Annotated in this window: 15 protein-coding genes; 9 read left to right on the top strand and 6 right to left on the bottom strand. The window is 33.5% G+C overall.

What is annotated here, in order from left to right:
* Positions 1 to 67: 67 nt before the first annotated feature.
* A complete protein-coding gene (locus FOD82_RS07490; protein WP_144355811.1) occupies positions 68 to 277 on the top strand; it encodes a DUF1659 domain-containing protein in 210 nt (69 codons plus the stop codon).
* Positions 278 to 306: 29 nt separating this feature from the next.
* Positions 307 to 555, top strand: a complete 249-nt coding sequence (locus FOD82_RS07485) for a DUF2922 domain-containing protein (RefSeq protein ID WP_144355810.1) — start codon at positions 307 to 309, stop codon at positions 553 to 555.
* Positions 556 to 784: 229 nt separating this feature from the next.
* Here FOD82_RS07485 and FOD82_RS07480 read toward each other — a convergent pair whose 3' ends face one another.
* A complete protein-coding gene (locus FOD82_RS07480; RefSeq protein ID WP_144355721.1) occupies positions 785 to 2,002 on the bottom strand; it encodes an IS110 family transposase in 1,218 nt (405 codons plus the stop codon).
* 1,250 nt (positions 2,003 to 3,252) lie between these two features.
* Here FOD82_RS07480 and FOD82_RS07475 point away from each other — a divergent pair.
* Positions 3,253 to 5,112 (top strand): SLAP domain-containing protein, encoded by a 1,860-nt coding sequence (locus tag FOD82_RS07475; protein WP_144355809.1) that lies wholly within the window; start codon positions 3,253 to 3,255, stop codon positions 5,110 to 5,112.
* 268 nt (positions 5,113 to 5,380) lie between these two features.
* On the top strand, positions 5,381 to 5,473 hold the full coding sequence (locus FOD82_RS09950; RefSeq protein ID WP_347337947.1) for a putative holin-like toxin: 93 nt from the start codon (positions 5,381 to 5,383) through the stop codon (positions 5,471 to 5,473).
* Between the two features lie 502 nt (positions 5,474 to 5,975).
* On the opposite strand, the gene FOD82_RS07470 is transcribed toward FOD82_RS09950, so the two are convergent.
* Positions 5,976 to 7,727, bottom strand: a complete 1,752-nt coding sequence (locus FOD82_RS07470; RefSeq protein WP_144355808.1) for an SLAP domain-containing protein — start codon at positions 7,725 to 7,727, stop codon at positions 5,976 to 5,978.
* Positions 7,728 to 8,530: 803 nt separating this feature from the next.
* On the opposite strand from FOD82_RS07470, the gene FOD82_RS07465 reads away from it, so the two are divergent.
* Together FOD82_RS07465 and FOD82_RS07460 are read left to right on the top strand one after the other, a co-directional pair.
* Entirely contained in the window at positions 8,531 to 9,241 is a 711-nt protein-coding gene (locus FOD82_RS07465; protein ID WP_144355807.1) for a hypothetical protein, read from the top strand.
* A 70-nt stretch (positions 9,242 to 9,311) separates the two neighbouring features.
* Positions 9,312 to 11,480, top strand: a complete 2,169-nt coding sequence (locus FOD82_RS07460; protein ID WP_144355806.1) for a nuclease-related domain-containing protein — start codon at positions 9,312 to 9,314, stop codon at positions 11,478 to 11,480.
* A gap of 32 nt (positions 11,481 to 11,512) precedes the next feature.
* Here FOD82_RS07460 and FOD82_RS07455 read toward each other — a convergent pair whose 3' ends face one another.
* Positions 11,513 to 12,652 carry a glycoside hydrolase family 3 N-terminal domain-containing protein gene (locus FOD82_RS07455; RefSeq protein WP_242450206.1) on the bottom strand — a complete coding sequence of 380 codons (1,140 nt, stop codon included), beginning with the start codon at positions 12,650 to 12,652 and terminating at the stop codon, positions 11,513 to 11,515.
* 129 nt (positions 12,653 to 12,781) lie between these two features.
* Between FOD82_RS07455 and FOD82_RS07450 the strand changes: the two genes are divergently transcribed.
* Positions 12,782 to 14,059 (top strand): hypothetical protein, encoded by a 1,278-nt coding sequence (locus FOD82_RS07450; protein WP_144355805.1) that lies wholly within the window; start codon positions 12,782 to 12,784, stop codon positions 14,057 to 14,059.
* Between the two features lie 20 nt (positions 14,060 to 14,079).
* Here FOD82_RS07450 and FOD82_RS07445 read toward each other — a convergent pair whose 3' ends face one another.
* Positions 14,080 to 14,694 (bottom strand): hypothetical protein, encoded by a 615-nt coding sequence (locus FOD82_RS07445; protein ID WP_144355804.1) that lies wholly within the window; start codon positions 14,692 to 14,694, stop codon positions 14,080 to 14,082.
* A 138-nt stretch (positions 14,695 to 14,832) separates the two neighbouring features.
* Here FOD82_RS07445 and FOD82_RS07440 point away from each other — a divergent pair, with 138 nt between their 5' ends.
* Positions 14,833 to 15,579 carry an ABC transporter ATP-binding protein gene (locus tag FOD82_RS07440; protein ID WP_144355803.1) on the top strand — a complete coding sequence of 249 codons (747 nt, stop codon included), beginning with the start codon at positions 14,833 to 14,835 and terminating at the stop codon, positions 15,577 to 15,579.
* An 11-nt stretch (positions 15,580 to 15,590) separates the two neighbouring features.
* A complete protein-coding gene (locus tag FOD82_RS07435) occupies positions 15,591 to 17,444 on the top strand; it encodes an FtsX-like permease family protein (RefSeq protein ID WP_144355802.1) in 1,854 nt (617 codons plus the stop codon).
* Positions 17,445 to 17,473: 29 nt separating this feature from the next.
* Here the strand turns inward: FOD82_RS07435 and FOD82_RS07430 are convergent, their stop codons facing one another.
* Together FOD82_RS07430 and FOD82_RS07425 are read right to left on the bottom strand one after the other, a co-directional pair.
* Positions 17,474 to 18,124 carry a histidine phosphatase family protein gene (locus FOD82_RS07430; RefSeq protein WP_144355801.1) on the bottom strand — a complete coding sequence of 217 codons (651 nt, stop codon included), beginning with the start codon at positions 18,122 to 18,124 and terminating at the stop codon, positions 17,474 to 17,476.
* 61 nt (positions 18,125 to 18,185) lie between these two features.
* Positions 18,186 to 18,878, bottom strand: a complete 693-nt coding sequence (locus tag FOD82_RS07425; protein WP_144355800.1) for a matrixin family metalloprotease — start codon at positions 18,876 to 18,878, stop codon at positions 18,186 to 18,188.
* Positions 18,879 to 18,902 lie beyond the last annotated feature (24 nt).

The raw sequence follows: 18,902 nt of genomic DNA, 5'->3' as shown, positions 1-18,902 counted from the left end.
ATCAAGGCGCGCAGGTGACTTACAGATCTAATATATCCAAAACAATATTATAAGGTAGGTTTTAAAAATGAATTACGAATTATTAGAACAATCAGTGCAGTTTACTTTTGGTAATGAAAAATATGGTGAAAATGGTAAGAAGAAAATTTATAAAAATGTGAAAAAAGATACTCAAGCAGAAAGTCTTAAAAAAGTGGGTGAAGCCATCAGCTCACTTCAAAAAGATTCGCTTGATGCAATTGTCCTTATTCAGAAACATGGTGTAGCGTTAGTTTAATAATTATAGGAAATAAAAGGAGAATAATAATGACAGAAACTACAAAATCTTTAAAGATGACTTTTTTAAATAGCAAGAATAAAAAGACTAGTATTACTTTGAATAATGCAGCGCCGGGTTTAGAAGAAGCGGCGGTGAGGGATGCAATGAGTATCATTTCTCAAGAGAATATCTTTAGTAAGGAAGAAGTTGATTTATATAAGACTCCTCAATCTGCTCAATACATTGAACGAACTGTTACTAGTGTGTTTGACGATACTGAATCTAATAAGGATTAATTTTGAGTACTTGAGAATAATAATTAACTTTGGAAAAACAACCTCGCGTAGAGGTTGTTTTTCTACGTAAAGTCAAGTATATCAAGATGTTTAATTATCTTATTTTGATATATTTGGATTTCTTTGTTTTAATGGTGCGAATTATTTCAATTATGAAAGTACTGCAAAAGACTTCAAAGAAATTACCTCTTTGAAGCTAAGTTAGAGTATAATGAAGCTGATCAGTTAATTACGATTTACGTCTTTGATTTTGTTTGGCGACTTCGTAACTATACAACTGATCATTTTTGATTAGTGCATAAATAGTACGGATTAGCTTATGCACTGAAGCTATTGCAATCTTCTTGAAGCCTTTGCTTTGAGAAGATTTTTTATTTTCATAGTAATCCGCAATATGGCAAGGATTGGTCTTTGAAGCATTGTCTATTTGACCAACTGCCCGATAAAGAATCTTACGTGCAATAGCGTTACCATGTTTAGTGATACCAAGGCGGGAATCCATTTGGCCTGACTGGTATCTGCCCGGATCAATTCCAATAAAAGCATCAATCTTGTTAGGGTTGTCGAATCTCCTGATATCTCCGAGCTCTGCCAAAACACGTACTGCAGTAGTCTGGGCGAAGCCAGGGATACTTGTGAGGATTTCTAGATCACGATTAGGCAGCTTTTTAGATATATCAACCATTTGCTTAAGCCGCTCATCTCTGTCCTGATCAAGCTGGATGAGACGTTGGGCATAGTAAATTACATCGCTGGTTTCAGGACTATCAAGCTCTGCTACGGGATATGCTTTATTGGCAAGTTCTTTTAATCCTTGAGCAATTTTTTGAGCACGTTTGATGCCATAGCCTTTAAAATCCTTGATTTTATTGATAATATCTTCTGCTTCAATCTCTCTGACCGTTTGGCAATGCGGAAATAGTTTAACTAATTCCCAATAATTGCGGTTCTTGGGTGTAGAAACCACTGTTTCAATTTCAGGGAAAGTCAATTGCAAGATACGGTGAAGACGATTCTTGGCACTGACAATGTCGGAAGTCAATTCTTCATAAGAGCGGCTTAAGGCACGCAATCTATGATAATCTTCGGCTTCTTGTTTATTTGCCTTGTGTCTGTTTTGAAGCTGAATTCTGGCTAAATTATAGGCATCTGTTTTGTCGGTTTTATTATGACGAAGTCCCTGATCCATTTCTTTCTTAGCTTTTAAAGGATTAAGGATCACGTAATCATAGCCATAGTCTTCTAGAAACTTCTGCAGTCTTCTTGAATAGACCCCGGTAGCTTCAAAAATGATCTGAGGATGCTTTGAGAATACTGCAAGATTCTTGAGCAGCTCTTTAAATCCAAATGAATCGTTAGAGATCTTAAACTCTTTCCTGGTATCATCCATTAACATACAAATACTGGATTCACGGCTGCTTACATCAATTCCAAAAACAATATCCATCTTCAATACCTCGCTGTTTCTAAGTGATAAAACTGATTTATCCAGGCAGTCAGACTTAATTTTCTAAACTCGGCATCAGGTGCCCACATTCTTCGAGGAAGCTACTAACTGCAAGATAAAACTGCCAGTTTTTTATTCGGCGTCATGCGCCTAAACACCTCTCGGCATATTGTTTTATCACTATTTAAAGTTTACGGCTAAACGAAAAATAGTGAATCAATTATCCCGTCGGATAATCAATCCACTATTAAGCTTAGAATGTTTTTTATAAGAAAAAACGACTACACATTTGTAGTCGTACAAAAGATTAATCTTTTTGATTTTGGTGCCACTGAGCATAGTGATGTCTTTTGCGACAAGTTCGTCGTTGCTGAAAGTTGAAGTCGAATTTAGATTGATGGTGGTTAATCAACAATCTAAACTGCTTTATGACCTCAGCTACATATTTAAGAACATAACCCAGTGAAAATAGAATCAATGGAGTAATTAATTGTTTAAATATATCAATCACTGTACTACCTCCTTTCTATTATTTGATCTCACTTGGTTAGGGTGAGTTATAATAAAAAGTGTGCTAGAAAGCACCTGTCATATTGTATCAATCTTTGATGCAGTGTGGTATACTAGCGTTAGAATTAATGAAATATATCAATCACTTGTGCTATTTTGCTTTAGTTGGTTACTAGAGCTGTTAGTTAGTATAAGTTGCAGATGGGCTGGTTACTCAGATGCGTATTATTAAAAAACAACCTCGCGTAGAGGTTGTTTTTTTGTTGTTCAAAGCAATACGAAATATTTAAGGAGGTAGTAAAAAGAGTACTTAAGTGTTACAAAAGCAGAAAATTTCGTCAAAATTTTGTAAAATTTGAGATTTTTTAAAAAAAGAATAAATAAACTGTAAAGATAATTAAAAGCTTATCTTTTATTGTTAGATTGGGCTTCAAGGAGTGTAAGTAAATTTCGTTTGTTATTTTTTTGCACAAAAAGTTTATTACAAATAGCTTTTAGACGTGTTTTGAGCTTGCGTTTTTTGCTTAAGGTTAGTACAATATGAATCGTGGTAAGCAATCGGACAATGCTTCAGGCGTGTGGCCTGTACGCATGCTGACCCTTCAGCAAGACTTACTACCTCAGAAGACTTATAACCTTCTGGTTCTTGTCTTGAAGTGTTTTGTACATTATAGGCTATTACACTTGCTGAAGCTTTCGTCCTTTTGCATTTTTTGTTTTTTCAAGGAGGATTAGACCACATGAAGAAAAATTTACGTATCGTTAGCGCTGCTGCTGCCGCTTTACTTGCTGTTGCTCCGGTCGCTGTTTCTACTGTTTCTACTGCTAATGCAAGTAACTTTGAAGTTACTAGCACTAACTCAGAAGGTGCTAAAGTTTTAAAGAAAGACTTAGCTCTTAAAACTGTTACTATTACCGGTTCAACTTTAGATAGCCTTTTCAACGAAAACAGCATTAACTCAACTGAAATGCAAGCTCTTGGCTTTGACGCTGGTACTGTTGCTCGTAACAACAAAGTTTCAGCTGTAACTGCTGGTAACAATGGAGTATTTACTCAAACTCTTCAATTCAAGGCATACTGGCCAAAGAATTTGAATACTACTCCAGCTTTACAATCAGGTTACAAGTTATCAAACAAGACTTGGGGTTATGTAGTTCCTGAATCATACAATGCACCTACTAAGGGCACTGAAGCACAACTTATGGCAGACGCTGAAAAGAATGCCGTAACTTTCGTAACTAGTCGTGATGTAACTGGTATCAATGAACAAGGTACCCCTTACTTCTACAACAAGACTAACAACAAAGTTATCGAAAATGGACAAGCTGAAATCAACCTTCAAACTGTTCAAACTTCAACTTTCTCAGCACAAGACTTATTAAACCAATTCAACAAGGTTTATGGTTTTGGTCACAACGCTGGTAAGTCACAAGTTTCAATGGAAACTACTTCATCAGATATTGAAAAGCAACTTGTTGCTCAAAATATTAAGAGAACTTCAAACGGTAACTTTGATTACCCATCTTCAAACTTCCACTTTACTGTAACTGTTAAGGCAGAAAATGGTAAGACTGCAAGCTTGAACGTTACTGTTCGTGCAGACAAGTTCAACATTAACTACCCAACTTTCAAGATTGCTGGAGTAAAGGGTAACCTTGAAAACTCAGACAGAATTGTTAATGGTACTGCAATCCCAGCAGCTGCTGTAACTAACTACTTCTACACTTCAGGCAACAAGAATGAAGTTCGTCCAGCAAGTGCTATTGTAGCAGATATTGAAAAGAACACTACTGCTTACGTTTCAGGTAACACTTCAAACAACAACACTATTTCTGCTAAGTTTGATGATTCAGCAATTAAGAATGCTACTCAAACTGGTTTCTACCCATTAGTGATTACTGCTACTAACCCAGCTGGTGATACTTCAAAGATCACTGTTAGTGTATTTGTATTGAAGAATGCCGTTGACGTTCAAAGTACTCAATGGTTGAAGAACGACACTAAGACTGTAACTATCAATGGTAACAAGGTTACTGAAGACAACAATACTTTGAAGAAGGGTGATGCTGTTCAAACTTTCGGTACTATTACTGTAGATGGTAAGAGCTACACTCGTCTTAACAATGCTGGTTCAAACACTTTCGTACCATCAGACGCATTAAGCAACACTAAGGTTGACACTACTCCAGCACAACCAGCTTCAGTTGCTCAAACTGGTACTAAGTACGTTATGACTAACTCAGCTGTTTACAACGACAAGGGTCAAAGTGTTGGTAAGAAGATCTACGCATTCACTGACAAAGCTGTATACGGTGAAAAGACTATCAACGGTAAGAAGTACTACCGTGTAAGTGGAACTGCTGAAGAATACATCAAGGCTTCAAACGTTCAAGGTGAAGGTACTAAGCGTACTTTGAAGCACAATGCTTACATCTATGCAACTTCAAAGAAGCGTGCATCAAAGAAGGTTCTTAAGAAGGGTACTACTGTACGTACTTACGGTTACGCACATACTTTCAAGAACGGTAAGAAGTACTACCGTATTGAAGGTGCAACTGCAACTAAGAAGATGTACGTTAAGGTTGCAAACTTTAAGTAATTAGCTATTCCCTACTAGTTTCAAAGGATCAAAAATATCTAATTATTTAGTTTTGTGAAGATTTATTCTTCACTTACTCAACTTTTCCAAAAAAAGAAAGTCCAGACTTTTTATAGAAGGTCTGGACTTTTTTCGTTAAAAAAGAACCATTAGAAATGTTTTTCTAATTTGGTATAATATTAATCGGCAAGTTTTATGAGCGGTGGCAGTTTTTGTCTCCTGGATGTGAGGCCTATGGCACAATCACTTACAGAAAGGTTTCTGCCAGATGTCTGTTTACGAGGCTTTAAGTCTTGCAATTATGTTTGGTTCTTTTATCATTGCGCTTTTGTCGTATATTGATAACCATCACGATAAATAGTTTATCAAACAAAAAACGCCGCTCACATATATAACTTTGGGGAAAGTTATGAGCTGCGTCTAACTACTCGTAATATAACCACCGCTCTTAAAGCGGGCCTGAAGAGTAGCTATTAGCTACTCTTTTTTCTTTATCTCATTATAGCATAAAAATAACAAAAAAAACGAGCATAAGCTCGTCTTTTTTGTTTGGTGATTACATTAAACTAGTAACAAATCAATATATTGGAATTAGTTAGAAAACATGTTATTATACTTGTAAATTGTCAAATAGAGTTATGTTCTTCATATCTTTTTACCTCCTTGTTCATGAAGGAGGGGTATGTAGTGCCAAAAATTATTATAGCAAGTACTAAAGTTTAACAATAGATAATTTTTTAACACAAAAAAACCGCAGATCCTTAATATTGAGGACCTGCGGTTTTCGTTTGTATTTTGGAGAAATGAATTGAAAGAAAAAGTGAGAATATATCTCACTTTTTCTCTTTATAATTAAGTTCTAATTAAAAGTTAGCAACCTTAACGTACATCTTCTTAGTTGCAGTTGCGCCTTCAATACGGTAGTAACGCTTACCGTTCTTGAACTTGTATGAACCGCCGTAAGTTACAACAGTTTCACCCTTCTTAAGAACAGTCTTAGTTGCGCGCTTAGTTGAAGTTGCGTAGATGTAAGCGTTGTGCTTCAAAGTACGCTTAGTACCGTCAATGTTTGAAGCCTTAACGTAAGCGTCCTTGTTAGCAATCTTGTAGTAGCTTGCACCGTTGATAGTTACAGGCTTAGCAACTACTGAAATAGTGCTGAATGAAGCAGCAGTCTTCTTGCCGTCAAGAGTAGTAGCCTTACCATCCTTGTCGTAGTAAGCAGCTGCGTGCATAACAGTCTTGTCTACACCAACTTCTTCAGTAAATACTGAAGATTGTACAAATTCGTCTGAGCTTGCGCTGTTGATACGAGTGTATTCAACACCGTCAATAGTTACAGTACCGAAAGTTGCAACGTTTTGACCAACAGTTACAGTGTTGTTAGTTTGAGTAGCCTTGTTACCATTTACAGTGTAAATGTTACCTGCAGTCTTAACAGTCTTGTAAGCAGCATTCTTAGCACCAACAGTTAAGTTGAATACAACGCTTGAAGTCTTGCCTGATGGGTTAGTTGCACTTACAGTTACTGGGTAAGTACCAGCTACTGCAGTGTTAACCTTAGAAGCGTCAACCTTAACATTCAACTTAGTAGAGTTGTCTGATGAAACAACAGCAGTAAATGCTTCTTCAATAGCCTTAGTGTTAACACTTGAGTTAAGTGGCATGTAGTTGAATGAAGCGTCATTTGCTAATGACAATGCTTGGTTAGCACCTTGGTAGTTCTTGTTGTTGTAAGTAATTACTGGGTAAGTCTTAGCTTCTGCATCAGTCAATGCTTGAGTATTGAATGAAACAATAACTGGAAGAGTTGCACTCTTTTCGTTGTTTGCAGTAGCAGTTAAGTTAACAGTAAATACATTTGAACTTGGAATAGTGAATGAACCATTCTTAACTTCGATACCTGCAGCTGATAATGCTGAGTTTACAGCAGCTTCAACGTTAACGTTGTTCATAACCTTAGCTGAAGCACCGTCAGTCATCTTAACAGTGTAGTTTTGAGCGTTGATAGCCTTAACAACATCTGAAACGCTAACAGTCTTAGTTGAAGCAGCAACTGAAACGGCACCGTTAGTTACAACAGTGTTATCCTTAACGAAGTATGGAGTACCAGTTAAGTTCTTGTCAGTTAAGTGGAATGAGTCACTAGTGAATGCTTGGTTTTGTGAAAGTTCACTTGCCTTGTAAGCAGTAGTTGCTGGCTTACCTGCTAAAGTACCGCCTGCAATAGTGTATTCCTTACCAGTAGTCAAACCAGTCAAGTTAAAGTTCTTAACAACAACTTGGTATGAGTCTTCAGCGTTTAACTTAGTGTCGTTTGAAAGTGCAGTAGTAGTACCAGCCTTAACGATTTCAACGTTCTTAGCACTAACAGTAGCACCATCTACAGATACCTTAACTGACTTGATTGCGTCAGCAACTGTAGTTTGACCAGCAGTAGCATTAAGTGATACGTTAACAGTAAGTGCGTTAGCCTTAACTGGAGTTTGTTGTGAAGCAGTAGCGTTGTTTACAGTAACAGCTGCATTAGCAGTAGAAACAGTAGAAACAGCGACCGGAGCAACAGCAAGTAAAGCGGCAGCAGCAGCGCTAACGATACGTAAATTTTTCTTCATGTGGTCTAATCCTCCTTGAAAAAACAAAAAATGCAAAAGGACGAAAGCTTCAGCAAGTGTAATAGCCTATAATGTACAAAACACTTCAAGACAAGAACCAGAAGGTTATAAGTCTTCTGAGGTAGTAAGTCTTGCTGAAGGGTCAGCATGCGTACAGGCCACACGCCTGAAGCATTGTCCGGCGTGGGAGGGTGGGGAAAGAAAACAGGCCTTTAAAAGAAAGTACAAAAATGATAACGATGTTTTTAAGGTATATTATATAAAGGAAAAATATTATGTTTATAAAACTAATTCAATAAGGTGCTGTTAAATATACTTAACAAAAATACATTGTTTTATTAAATATACCTAATAAAACATGCTAAAATTATTAAGTATAATTAACAGGGTAGACAAAATATGGAATTCGCATTACTAAAGTTGTAAATTTGACCCAAATAATAATTATGTCTTAGTAGAAATGGCGCAGTAAGTAGTTAAAACAATTATATAAGCGACAAAAAAGTCCAGACCTTCTATGAAAAGTCTGGACTTCTTTTTTGGAAAAGTTGAGTAATGTGGGGATGGTGGGTTTGACAAAAAACACAATTGACAGTTTTTTGAATACTTTAAAAATGATAATTTCCCGGGAAATAAGATTACTCTGGCAGAATTAATTAGTCATTTTTTATTTTTAGTTAAAAATTTAGTAAAATAGAAGCTAATTATTCAATTTTTTATTTGTAATAAGACAAATTATTATACAATACAATAGGTAGAAATTGTGTGCATTAAATTCAGATGATTAGGAAGATTGGTAACAGATGAGAGAACGCAGAGAAGATAGGCGGAGAAGTTTTAGCTTAGTATGGCTAGGGATGCTTATCATTATTATTTTTAGTGGATTGTTTTTTCCAGAGATACCTAATATCAATACTTATATCAGCACAAAAGCAGCACATAACTTATTGATTACTAAAGTTAAAGATAGCAATACAGGACTACATTATCATAATAACCGTCCTGCAGGAATTGTAGTTAGTGAAGGACGAGGTAATGCAGATGAGGTACATGCTTATGTTGATAAATATGGCGTGATTCAATTTCATAATCCTTCATCTTCTTTTGAAGATCACAAATATATTTATGTAGAATTAAAAGAAGAAGATGACCCGGTAAATTTTGCTCATAGTATTGATAATGCAGCAATTTATGTAGCTCGTTTAATGCATGAATATAATTTAAAACCTAATAATACAAAATCTCTTCAAAGTAAAAGTAATGTTTCTAAAAGTAAAAAAGATCAGATGAATCCTAATGAGTACTTTGAACATTATGGATATAATAGCAGTCAGTTTTATGATCTTGTTGAGCATTATTATTATGGGAATTTGCCTGCTTCCCCGCTTGGTCTAACTTTCTTTGAGGAATTGATGATGGTTTTAAGAGTAATTGCAATTGCTGTAGGAATTATTATAACTGTGGGAGGATTATTTTTACCGACAAAACGCTGGAGCATATGGTGGGATAAATAATCTTAATAGAGTTTATTAATTATAGTAAAATGGAAGTATAGAAGATAAAACCACGGAGGAAGTGAATTTGATGGCTGTTAATAAAGACTTTGATAAGGAGATTCTTACCAAGCAGCGTGAATTAGTTGGAGATCAAGCAGCTAATCAATCTAAAATATACCAACAGATAACTGATAAAATTACGACCATCTCAGAAAGCAAGGTTAATCGAGTTGAAACTAAAATGCCCCAAATTTGGGTACCACTTCTCATTACTATTTTTATTATGTGTGCAATGGGAACAGTATTGAGTTTTAATGGGGGAAAGTTTTGGCTGATGCTCGTATTGAGTATTGGTATTCTGCTGGCAGAGTATGCTATTTATACAGTGTGGCATAAAACACGCTTAGAAAAAACGTATAATGAATTATTACAAATTAAATCTAAAGTTGAAACAATTCAAAAGAAGTTTACACCAGAATATAAAACTTTTAATGATAAGATAGTTGATTTAATTGACAAAATAGATGGTTTTGTTCAGCCAGATTCAGATGGTCATGATGATTATCGAATACTTAAAAGTGAACGTGGAGATTTATTAATCAGAGATATATATGATAAGGGTGGCTTTCGTCATTATCAATTAGTTTATGCTATAACTGGTGAACTTACACAAGTGCGAGAGTTTTCAATTAGCAGGGCTGGATATTTATTAACAACATACAAAAATGGCAAAATTGTACAACGCTTATTTTGCGGAGAGAGCGGCGAAGTCTTTTCTTTAGAAAAATATAGTGATTTCTATAGTGTCCCTAGCAAAGTAGAACAAGTGCGAAAGAAGTATGACAACATTATCTCTGCCAAATTGAAGCAAGTTGAAAAAATTAAAGATGGTGCTCCAACTGGAACCTATAATTGGTTTAATTATCAAAAAGTGAGTGATTCTAAAGCTATTGATACTCTTCAGCAAGCCGAATATGTTGGACGTAAGCGAAAAGGAAAAAAAGAGAGTAAGCAAGATCAAATTTCTCATGATTTATCAATGAATAATCTTACAGGAATTGACCTTATTAATAGTACTTTTGCTGCTTATAATAATGAAGTAAATGATTTATATAGTAAAATTGCGGTATTACGTCAGCCGGATTCAGCTATTTATAAAAAAATTGCTGATTTACAATGGTATTTAAGACCTGTTGAAATTTTTAAAGGTAACAGTAAACAAGACGCTTATAAAAAATTAAGTGCTATGCTAGCAGAAACAGCTGGTGAAGCAGAAGCAATTGAAAAGCTTAAGGGTGATTCAACAGTTCAAATTTTGAATAATGTTACTTTACCAACTAAAAATGGTGATTATATTCAAATTGCTCATATTGCTATCACTCCAGCAGGAATTTTCTTAATTGAAGTTCAATCTCGTGATATTGAGGAAGGACGAATTTATCGAGCAAAGAGTGAATTAGATAAAGCTAAAATTCGTAATCAAATTGCTCTTCATAAAGATGCAGTTTATCAAAAATTAAAATTAGAAACTCGAGGATTATTTGCTGACCATCTAGTTGAAAAACTTTTGCGAGCAGATGCAATTAGAAGTTTGTTGGTAATTGTTAATCGAACAAATCCTGAAAAACAGGATTTCTTAATTGATAATCCAAATTATTATCGTGATTATAATCGAACTCTAATTGTTAATCCTGCAGAATTAAATCATGCAGTTCATCGTGATACTGCCAACATGGAACTAGATGAACAAGGAATTGAACGAATTACGCGAGCATTAGAGTCGAATGCAATTGTTTATGAAAAAGCACATGATAATTATGAGTTTTTCCCATATCTTGATCAATATTCAGGTGCTGAATTAAGTCAGAATATTTGGAATCAATTACATAGCATCGAAGAGCTAGAAAAAGTAATAGCAGAGCTAAATAATGCTGTGAATGAGTTGATTGAATTTGAACAACAATTCCAAAAGTACAACTCTCTTTCATCAATTTTGCCTTACTTTATGAGTCGCTTGACTGATGCGGAGATTCAATTAAGTGGTGAGATTGGCTTAAACGTGGAACATCTTGCTACCATTATTCAAGATGAGGATAAGCTATTGAAGGAAAATGAGCAAACAATTAACTCTTTAGCTTTGTCCTATAATGATGGAGATAAAACCTTACAAACTCTTGAAGAAGGTAAGCTGGATGCAGTAGTTCCAATTGCTATTGCAGTAGTTGTAAGTACTTTGCTTGGAATAACCATTCTATAAAAAAAGGACCTTGAATTAACAAGGTTCTTTTTTTATTTTAAAATATTTAGTTTTTGCTTTAATTTAAGAATTCTTTTGACAGATTTATTAATTTGCTTTTCGGAAATTTGTCCTTTTCTTATAGCTTCTTTAATGGCAGGGATGCCACTTTGATAATCACCGCCTAACAAAAGGTCATTTCCAGCCTGTAATGCTAAAACATCAACATTTTGATGACTCATACGACCATATTCGGTAATGGCACCCATTTGTAGATCATCGGTTATGATTAATCCTTGATATTGTAAGTTATTTCTTAGAAGCTGGTGAGTTTTTAGAGAAAGAGAAGCTGGTTTCTTGCTCTCTAAAGAGTTAATGATAATATGTGAAACCATAATACCGCTAACTTTTGAATTTATACCTGCTTTAAATGGAAGTAAGTCTTCTTTTTGGTATTTAGAAAGACTTTTGTCGATTTTTGCAAAACCATTATGAGTATCTTTTGCATCCCCATATCCAGGAAAATGTTTTAGAACGGCCGCTACATTCTTGCTTTGTATTGCTTTAACAGCTACGGGAATATATTCAGCGGTTTTTTGATAATTTTCTCCCAAAGTTCGGTCATAAATAAAACTTGAAGGTTTTAGTGCAACATCGGCAACCGGAGCAAAATCCATATTAATACCATTTTTGCGAAGCAATTGTGCAACTTCTTTATTTTCTTGCTTGATTTTTTTGAGACCGCCTTTACGATATAGTGCCTGTGGACTGAGAAAGTCACGTCCTTTGGCAAGACTAGTTTTTGATAATCGAGAAACACTTCCGCCTTCTTGGTCGGTAGCAATTAGTAAGCCATGTTGGCTAGCTTTTTGATAATTTTGCATTTCATGTTGAAATTGTGATTGACTTCTTCTTTGATAATCTGGACTGAAAAGAGTAATACCACCAAGCTGATATTTTTTAACATCATGCAGCATTTGCTTGTAGTTACCGCTGCTATGTGCGAAGTAAAGCTGTCCAATTTTTTGATCAAGAGTCATTGATTTTATTTTTTTATCGATTACTTCTGGTTTTTGAACTGCTCTTTTAGAGTTAGATTTTGGTGTTGAGATTTTCTTTTGTGCACATCCTGCAAGAAAGGCAGATGCGACAAGTAAAATACAAATAAATTTCATCTTTTTCATCTTTTTCATCTTTTTCTCCTTACTACTAGAATACTATAATTAATACAAATAATTTGCTTATTTTTGGTAAATTGTTAGGCTAAATATGTAGAGGATAAATTAATAAGGTAGAGGATAAATTAATAAGTAGGAAGAAAAATGAAAAAAAGAGAAACGATTCTAAAAAATAAAAAGAAAAAATGGTCAACTAAGCATAAATGGCTGATTGCAATTACAGTGGTTTGTTTAGTGGCAATTGGATGTGGTTATATTTTTGGAAAATATTATTATCAAAAAGATAAACAAATTGATCGTATAATAACTAGTATGAAAGCTTCAGACAGGGGATTAGATAAATTAGTCCAACCCGTTGATCCAGATATAAAAGTAACTAAAGAGAGCTTAGAGCCTTTGCAAAATTATTATCGCAAGCATCCACAAGAATTAACGGAATTATCAAATGATTTGCATGATGGACAATATAATGGACAGATTCAGCTGGTTCAAAATGGAGAATATTTTATGATTTTTCCAAAATATCAACTGCGCATTAAAGTTTATCAACCTCAAGTTGAAACAAATAATCCTAATTCATATTTGACTGTAAATGGAAATAATCGTGGAACTATGAAGGGAGGAGGTCAAAACTATTATCAAAATTTAGGTTTAATATTTCCTGGGGAATACCATTTAGTAGTAAATACTAAAGTAGACGGTCGAACACTTAAGTCAGATTCTTTAATTGATGTATGGTCAAATAAAACTATCGATATGTTAATAAAAACAGCAACTTTTAGAATTAAAAGCGTTCCCAAGAGTGAAGTCTATATTAATGATAAAAAAGTTGCTAATTTAGATAAATCAGGACAATATATATTTAAAAATTATCCAATGTCAAAGAATATGACACTTTATGTGCAAACTAAATATAAAGATAAAATTATTAAAAGTGAAGCAGTAGATAATTTAGCTCAAGCTATTAAACAGCAGATTCCTAATACTGCAGAAGGTAGTAGAGATTATTCTCATACTAAAAGTTATTTAGGTAATAAAAAAGTCGCTGTTTATCGCGATACTGATGGTAATTATATTGTTAATCCATTATGGCCAGGGCTAATTCAAGCTAAAGAAGCTTCTAGTATTTTGGCGCATACTTTTTTAAAAGTTGATCCTAATAATTTTGTAAAAGGTGATAAAAATAAAAGTTATAAAAAATTGAAAAAGGAAGTTAAAGAGGCACGTAAAGAATATAAATCTAAAAAATTGAGCGTTCAAGTTACTGTGCAGTCAGTTTTACCAACTGGGGTAAATCATAGCGAAGTTAAATTTGATGCAATTTACAAATATAAGCATAAAAAAATGGTCATCATGGAAGACTATGCTAGTTTTGAAAATAAAGATGGCAAACAATTAATTAAGAGTGTTGAAATTAAATAAAAGCTCCTAAATTGGAGCTTTTATTTTTTTCGTAAGAATTTCTTTAATCGACTTGAAAAATGGTGCTTTTTCTTATTTTTTACTAGTTCACGAGCTTGAGAAACTTCAGAATGATGTTTTTTAATTGCTAACTTTTTAGGTGAATTAATAATGTTGCGCTTATTGTATCGTTTATTACTTGCTGCATCCATTGCGATATCTGGACGCATATAATAGAGTTTTTTATCAGTATAAGTATTTAATATAAAAACAAAAATATCATTAATATCGCAAATGGCGCGCCATGCTTGTCCTTTAGAAAATTTATAATTTTGATCATGAACTGCATCATTACCAAAACGCCTTACTTCGTTAAGTAAGTTAATAATACTTAATGGATAATCTAGTTCAGTTTGCAAGTACTTAGTATTGCTACGTAAAGTACGTCTTTCCTCACCATTTGTGAGAGGATAATACTTATTTAAGTTTTCTAAATCAAAAATTTTTTTGACGATATTTTCTGCTAATAAGCGAGCATTAATCATTACTTCACGATAATATTCTAAATTGTAGAGTTTCAGTAATTTATTAGCAGGCTTATACTCACTTGCAAAAATTGAATTATTTTTTAAATAATTGAAATTTAATTCTGCCATATTTTTCCTCCAAATCTAATTAAAGTTTACAAAGTTTTCTGGATTTAAGCAAAAATTTATTGACAAAATCTCCAAATCATAATACTGTATTATATAAATAATACAGTATTATGATAGCTTAAAAGAGAGGAAATAATTATGTCTAAAGTAGTAAATGTTGATGCAGTAACTAAAACATACGGTAAAAAAGGTGAAAAACAATACCAAGCTTTAAAAGGCGTTGATTTTTCAGTAGAAACAGGTGAATTTGTAGCAATTATGGGTGCTTCTGGTTCTGGTAAAACCACCCTTCTTAATATTTTGTCTACTTTGGATAAGCCAACTACTGGAAATGTTTTTATTAATAATCGTGATATTAATACCCTTAAAGCAAATGAAATGGCAGATTTTCGTAGTAAAGAAATAGGTTTTATTTTTCAAGATTTTAATTTATTAGAGAATTTAACTAATCGAGAAAATATTGCCCTCCCTCTTAGTTTGCAAGGTGTATCTTCTTCTAAAATTGACAAACTTGTTGATCAAATTGCTAAAAAACTTGATATTGAAAATATTTTAAATAAGTATCCGGCAGAGATTTCCGGTGGTCAAAAACAGCGTGTTGCTTCAGCTCGTGCGCTTGTTCATGAACCAGCTATTTTACTAGGAGATGAACCGACTGGTGCTCTTGACTCTAAGTCAGCTACTGAGTTATTAGAAACTATGAAGACTTTAAATGAACGTGATAAAGTTTCTATTTTGATGGTAACTCATGACCCTTATTCTGCTTCTTATGTTCAAAGAATTTTATTTATTAAAGATGGGAAAATTGGTAAAGAATTGAAGCGTGAAGATAAGACACGTGAGGAGTTTTATCAAGATATTATTGCAGAACTTGGTAGAAATTAAGGAGGAAAAATATGTTGTGGAAACTTTCTTTTACAGGACTAAAAAGTCGTTTTAAAGACTATGCGGTCTTGTTTTCAGGGTTGACTTTATCGGCGGCTGTTTTCTACATGTTTTTGACTTTGGCACTTAATCCAAGTTTTCTGAAGAAAAATTTAGTCATCGCTTTTCAAACAACCCAAATTGTATTTGGTGTAGGAATTGTATTGCTATCTTTAATTACTTTGGTCTATGTAGTCTATGCCAATAGCTTTTTATTAAGTATGCGTAAGCATGACTATGGAATATACATGATGCTTGGGGCACGCAATTCTAAGATTGGTCGATTGATTTTTACTGAAACTTTAATTATTGGTATTTTAGCAACTATGTTAGGAGAAATTATTGGTATTTTCTTAACACAAGGGGTTTCAACTCTTTTAGTTAATCAACTTGGCTTAAAAATATCAAAATTTGTTGGTATTTATATTCCAGCTCTTATTTGGACTTTAGTATTCTTCGTGATTTTATTCTTTTTAGCTGCAATTTGGAACAGTATTAAATTACGTAAAACCAAGGTAATTGATTTAGTTCATGAAGATCAGACACCTGTTAAATTAGCTAAACATCCAGTATGGCGCGGAATTGAAGCAATTAGTGGTATTGTTCTTTTAGCACTAGGATATTGGTCAATGGCTAATTATAAGGAATTGAAGACTAATTCAATCTTTATTGGTTTTGTAACCATTACTTTAGGTTCTTACTTCTTATTTGCATCTTTATCAACTACTGCTATTGCATTTTTAGAAAGACAACACACTTTTTCTTATAAAAAACTTCGTGTATTTACACTTGGTCAATTAAAATTCAGAATTCACGATTACAATCGAATTTTAACAGTTGTTTCTTTGCTTTTTGCTTTGGCACTGGGTGCAATTACTGTTGGACTTAACTTTAGTAATCTAACTGACCAAACTATGAAGGCGAATTATTATGATGTAGTTTTATTTAATAAAAATAAAACTGTTGATAAAAAATTGAAAGAAGTTAATGTTCAACAAAAGACAACACTCGATTATAAAGTTTTAACTCAAAAGCAAAAAGGAACTGATGACAAGCAAATAGTATATGTAAGCAGTAATGAAATTGATAAAGATAAAATCAAAATTCAAAATTATAATATGAAAGAAGCAACGCCATCATATACTACAATTACTTTAACTACTAAAAACTTAAATCAAAAAGATGAGGTAAAACGTTATAGTTTGCAACGAGGATTATTAAGTTTACTGCCAGTATCTTTTGATGCAGACTTAAAAATAGTTTCTCAAAAAGAATTTAACAGTTTAAAATTTAAAGAGGAGCAAGTTGATTTACTCTTGGTAAATGACTTTAAGAAGAATTTTAATAATATAGAAAGCTTGCAACAAGCTGCTCTTCCACAAAATATAAGTTCAGAGATGAAAGATATATTATTAACTGGAACTAAGTCAGGTTCATATCGTCCTGTCTTAATGATTGCTTCTGGATTTGAATTTATGGGATTTTTCTTAGGAATTGCATTTTTGGCAATGCTTGCTTCCACACTAATGTTTAAAGTTTTATCAGGAGCAGGTGCTGATAAGCCACGTTATAAGATGTTATGGAAAATGGGAACGCAAAAGAAATTACTTAAGAAATCTATTTCCCAGGAAATAGGGGTATTGTTTGCACTTCCTGCAATTTTAGGAATTGTAGATGTATTATTTGGATTACAGTTCTTTAAGAGCTTGCTTTCTAATCCATATGATAAAATTTGGATTCCATTCACTATATTCTTAGTACTATATTTCCTTTATTACTTAATTACAGTTAAGCTGTATGAAGGAATTGTATTAGAAAAAGACTAAAAAATCTCGGCTATTGCCGAGATTTTTGTTTATACATGCATTTTGTTATAAGAGGTAATTTTCATTTTACCGTTATCATTCATAGTCATAATGGTAATTGAAGCATTACGTGGTCCTTGACTAATATCAATGTCACTTCCATAATGATCAACAATACTACGAATAGTAAAGCCATGAGTAACAAGTAAAATATTTTCTGCCCCATCAAGTTCACTAATCATTCTGAATCCTTGGTCAACTCGCTCCCAATATTCTTGAGCGTTTTCTGCTTCATGGTAAGGATCAGCTTCTTTGATCCAATTTTTAATAGTGTCAATCCGCTCTTCTTTAAGCATTTTATGACGGTCATCATATCCATGTGGTCCGCCAATCATTCGCCAAGCCATTTCAGATTCCATTCCTTCAAAATAGCCATAAAATTGTTCACGGAAAAATGGACTAGCAATGTGTTGCAATTCATTTTTATTTACATTGTGCTTCATGATTAATTCACAAGTATCACTAGCACGTTTTAAATCACTTGAAATAGCAATATCAAATGGAATTTGGGCTAAATTTTTTCCAGCTTCTTCAGCTCCTTCAACTCCCAGAGTGGTTAAAGGAGTATCGCACCATCCTTGCATCTTATTATAGCGGTTAATGAAAGTTTGTCCGTGACGAACAATATATATTTTTTTCATAGTTTTCTCCTTAAATAAAAACAATCACTTCTATTGTAATGGAAGTGATTGAAAATGAAAATTAGCTTTCTTGATAGATTTTTTTAACAGCAGTGATATCGCGAGGCTGAATAGTATAGATAGAACCTTTAGGATACATAACTGAAACGCCATTATTATGATCTAGGCCAATGGCGTGCCCTAACTCATGTTCAGCAGTATTAATAATGCGGCTATCACTATAACCATACCAGTTATTCTGAAGATAATAGCGATTAAGGTGCACTCTTGCTTTTAATAAGTGCCCTGTAACAGGATTATAAGTAGTTGAAGTAACTCCGGCAGCACTTGTGGAGCTATCATCAATTACACTTACTGTAATTTGAGCATTTGATTTATCATTTGTTTCTCTAAAAGTAAAAGCTCCAGTTCTATTCCAAGCATTTATTGCATCAATTGTGGCAGAGCGTAACTGAGGATTATTTTTTATATTTATATACACGTTAGCCTCAGCCTTAGCCCAGCTACCAGAATTTTTGGTACTTGTTTTTTCTTCAATAGAACTTTGTTTATTATTTGAATTAGTTGCTGAATTGTTAAATTTGGGAAGATTTAAATCTCCCGTTGTAAAAATTTGCTTGATTCTAGTATTTAAAGTAGTAAAAGAATCATTGGTTGCAGTTCTAACATTTGCGTCATTGTTATAAGTCCAAATTCCAAATGCTAAAACTAGTAAAAATAAAAGATTCCTCAAAAAACGGAAAAATGATTTCATATTTTTATCAACTCCATTTTTAGA

It is taken from the genome of Lactobacillus sp. LL6 (assembly GCF_007570935.1).
GTDB lineage: Bacteria > Bacillota > Bacilli > Lactobacillales > Lactobacillaceae > Lactobacillus.
Note: the sequence above shows the minus strand (reverse complement) of the source record. Positions and strands in the feature narration are given on the sequence as shown.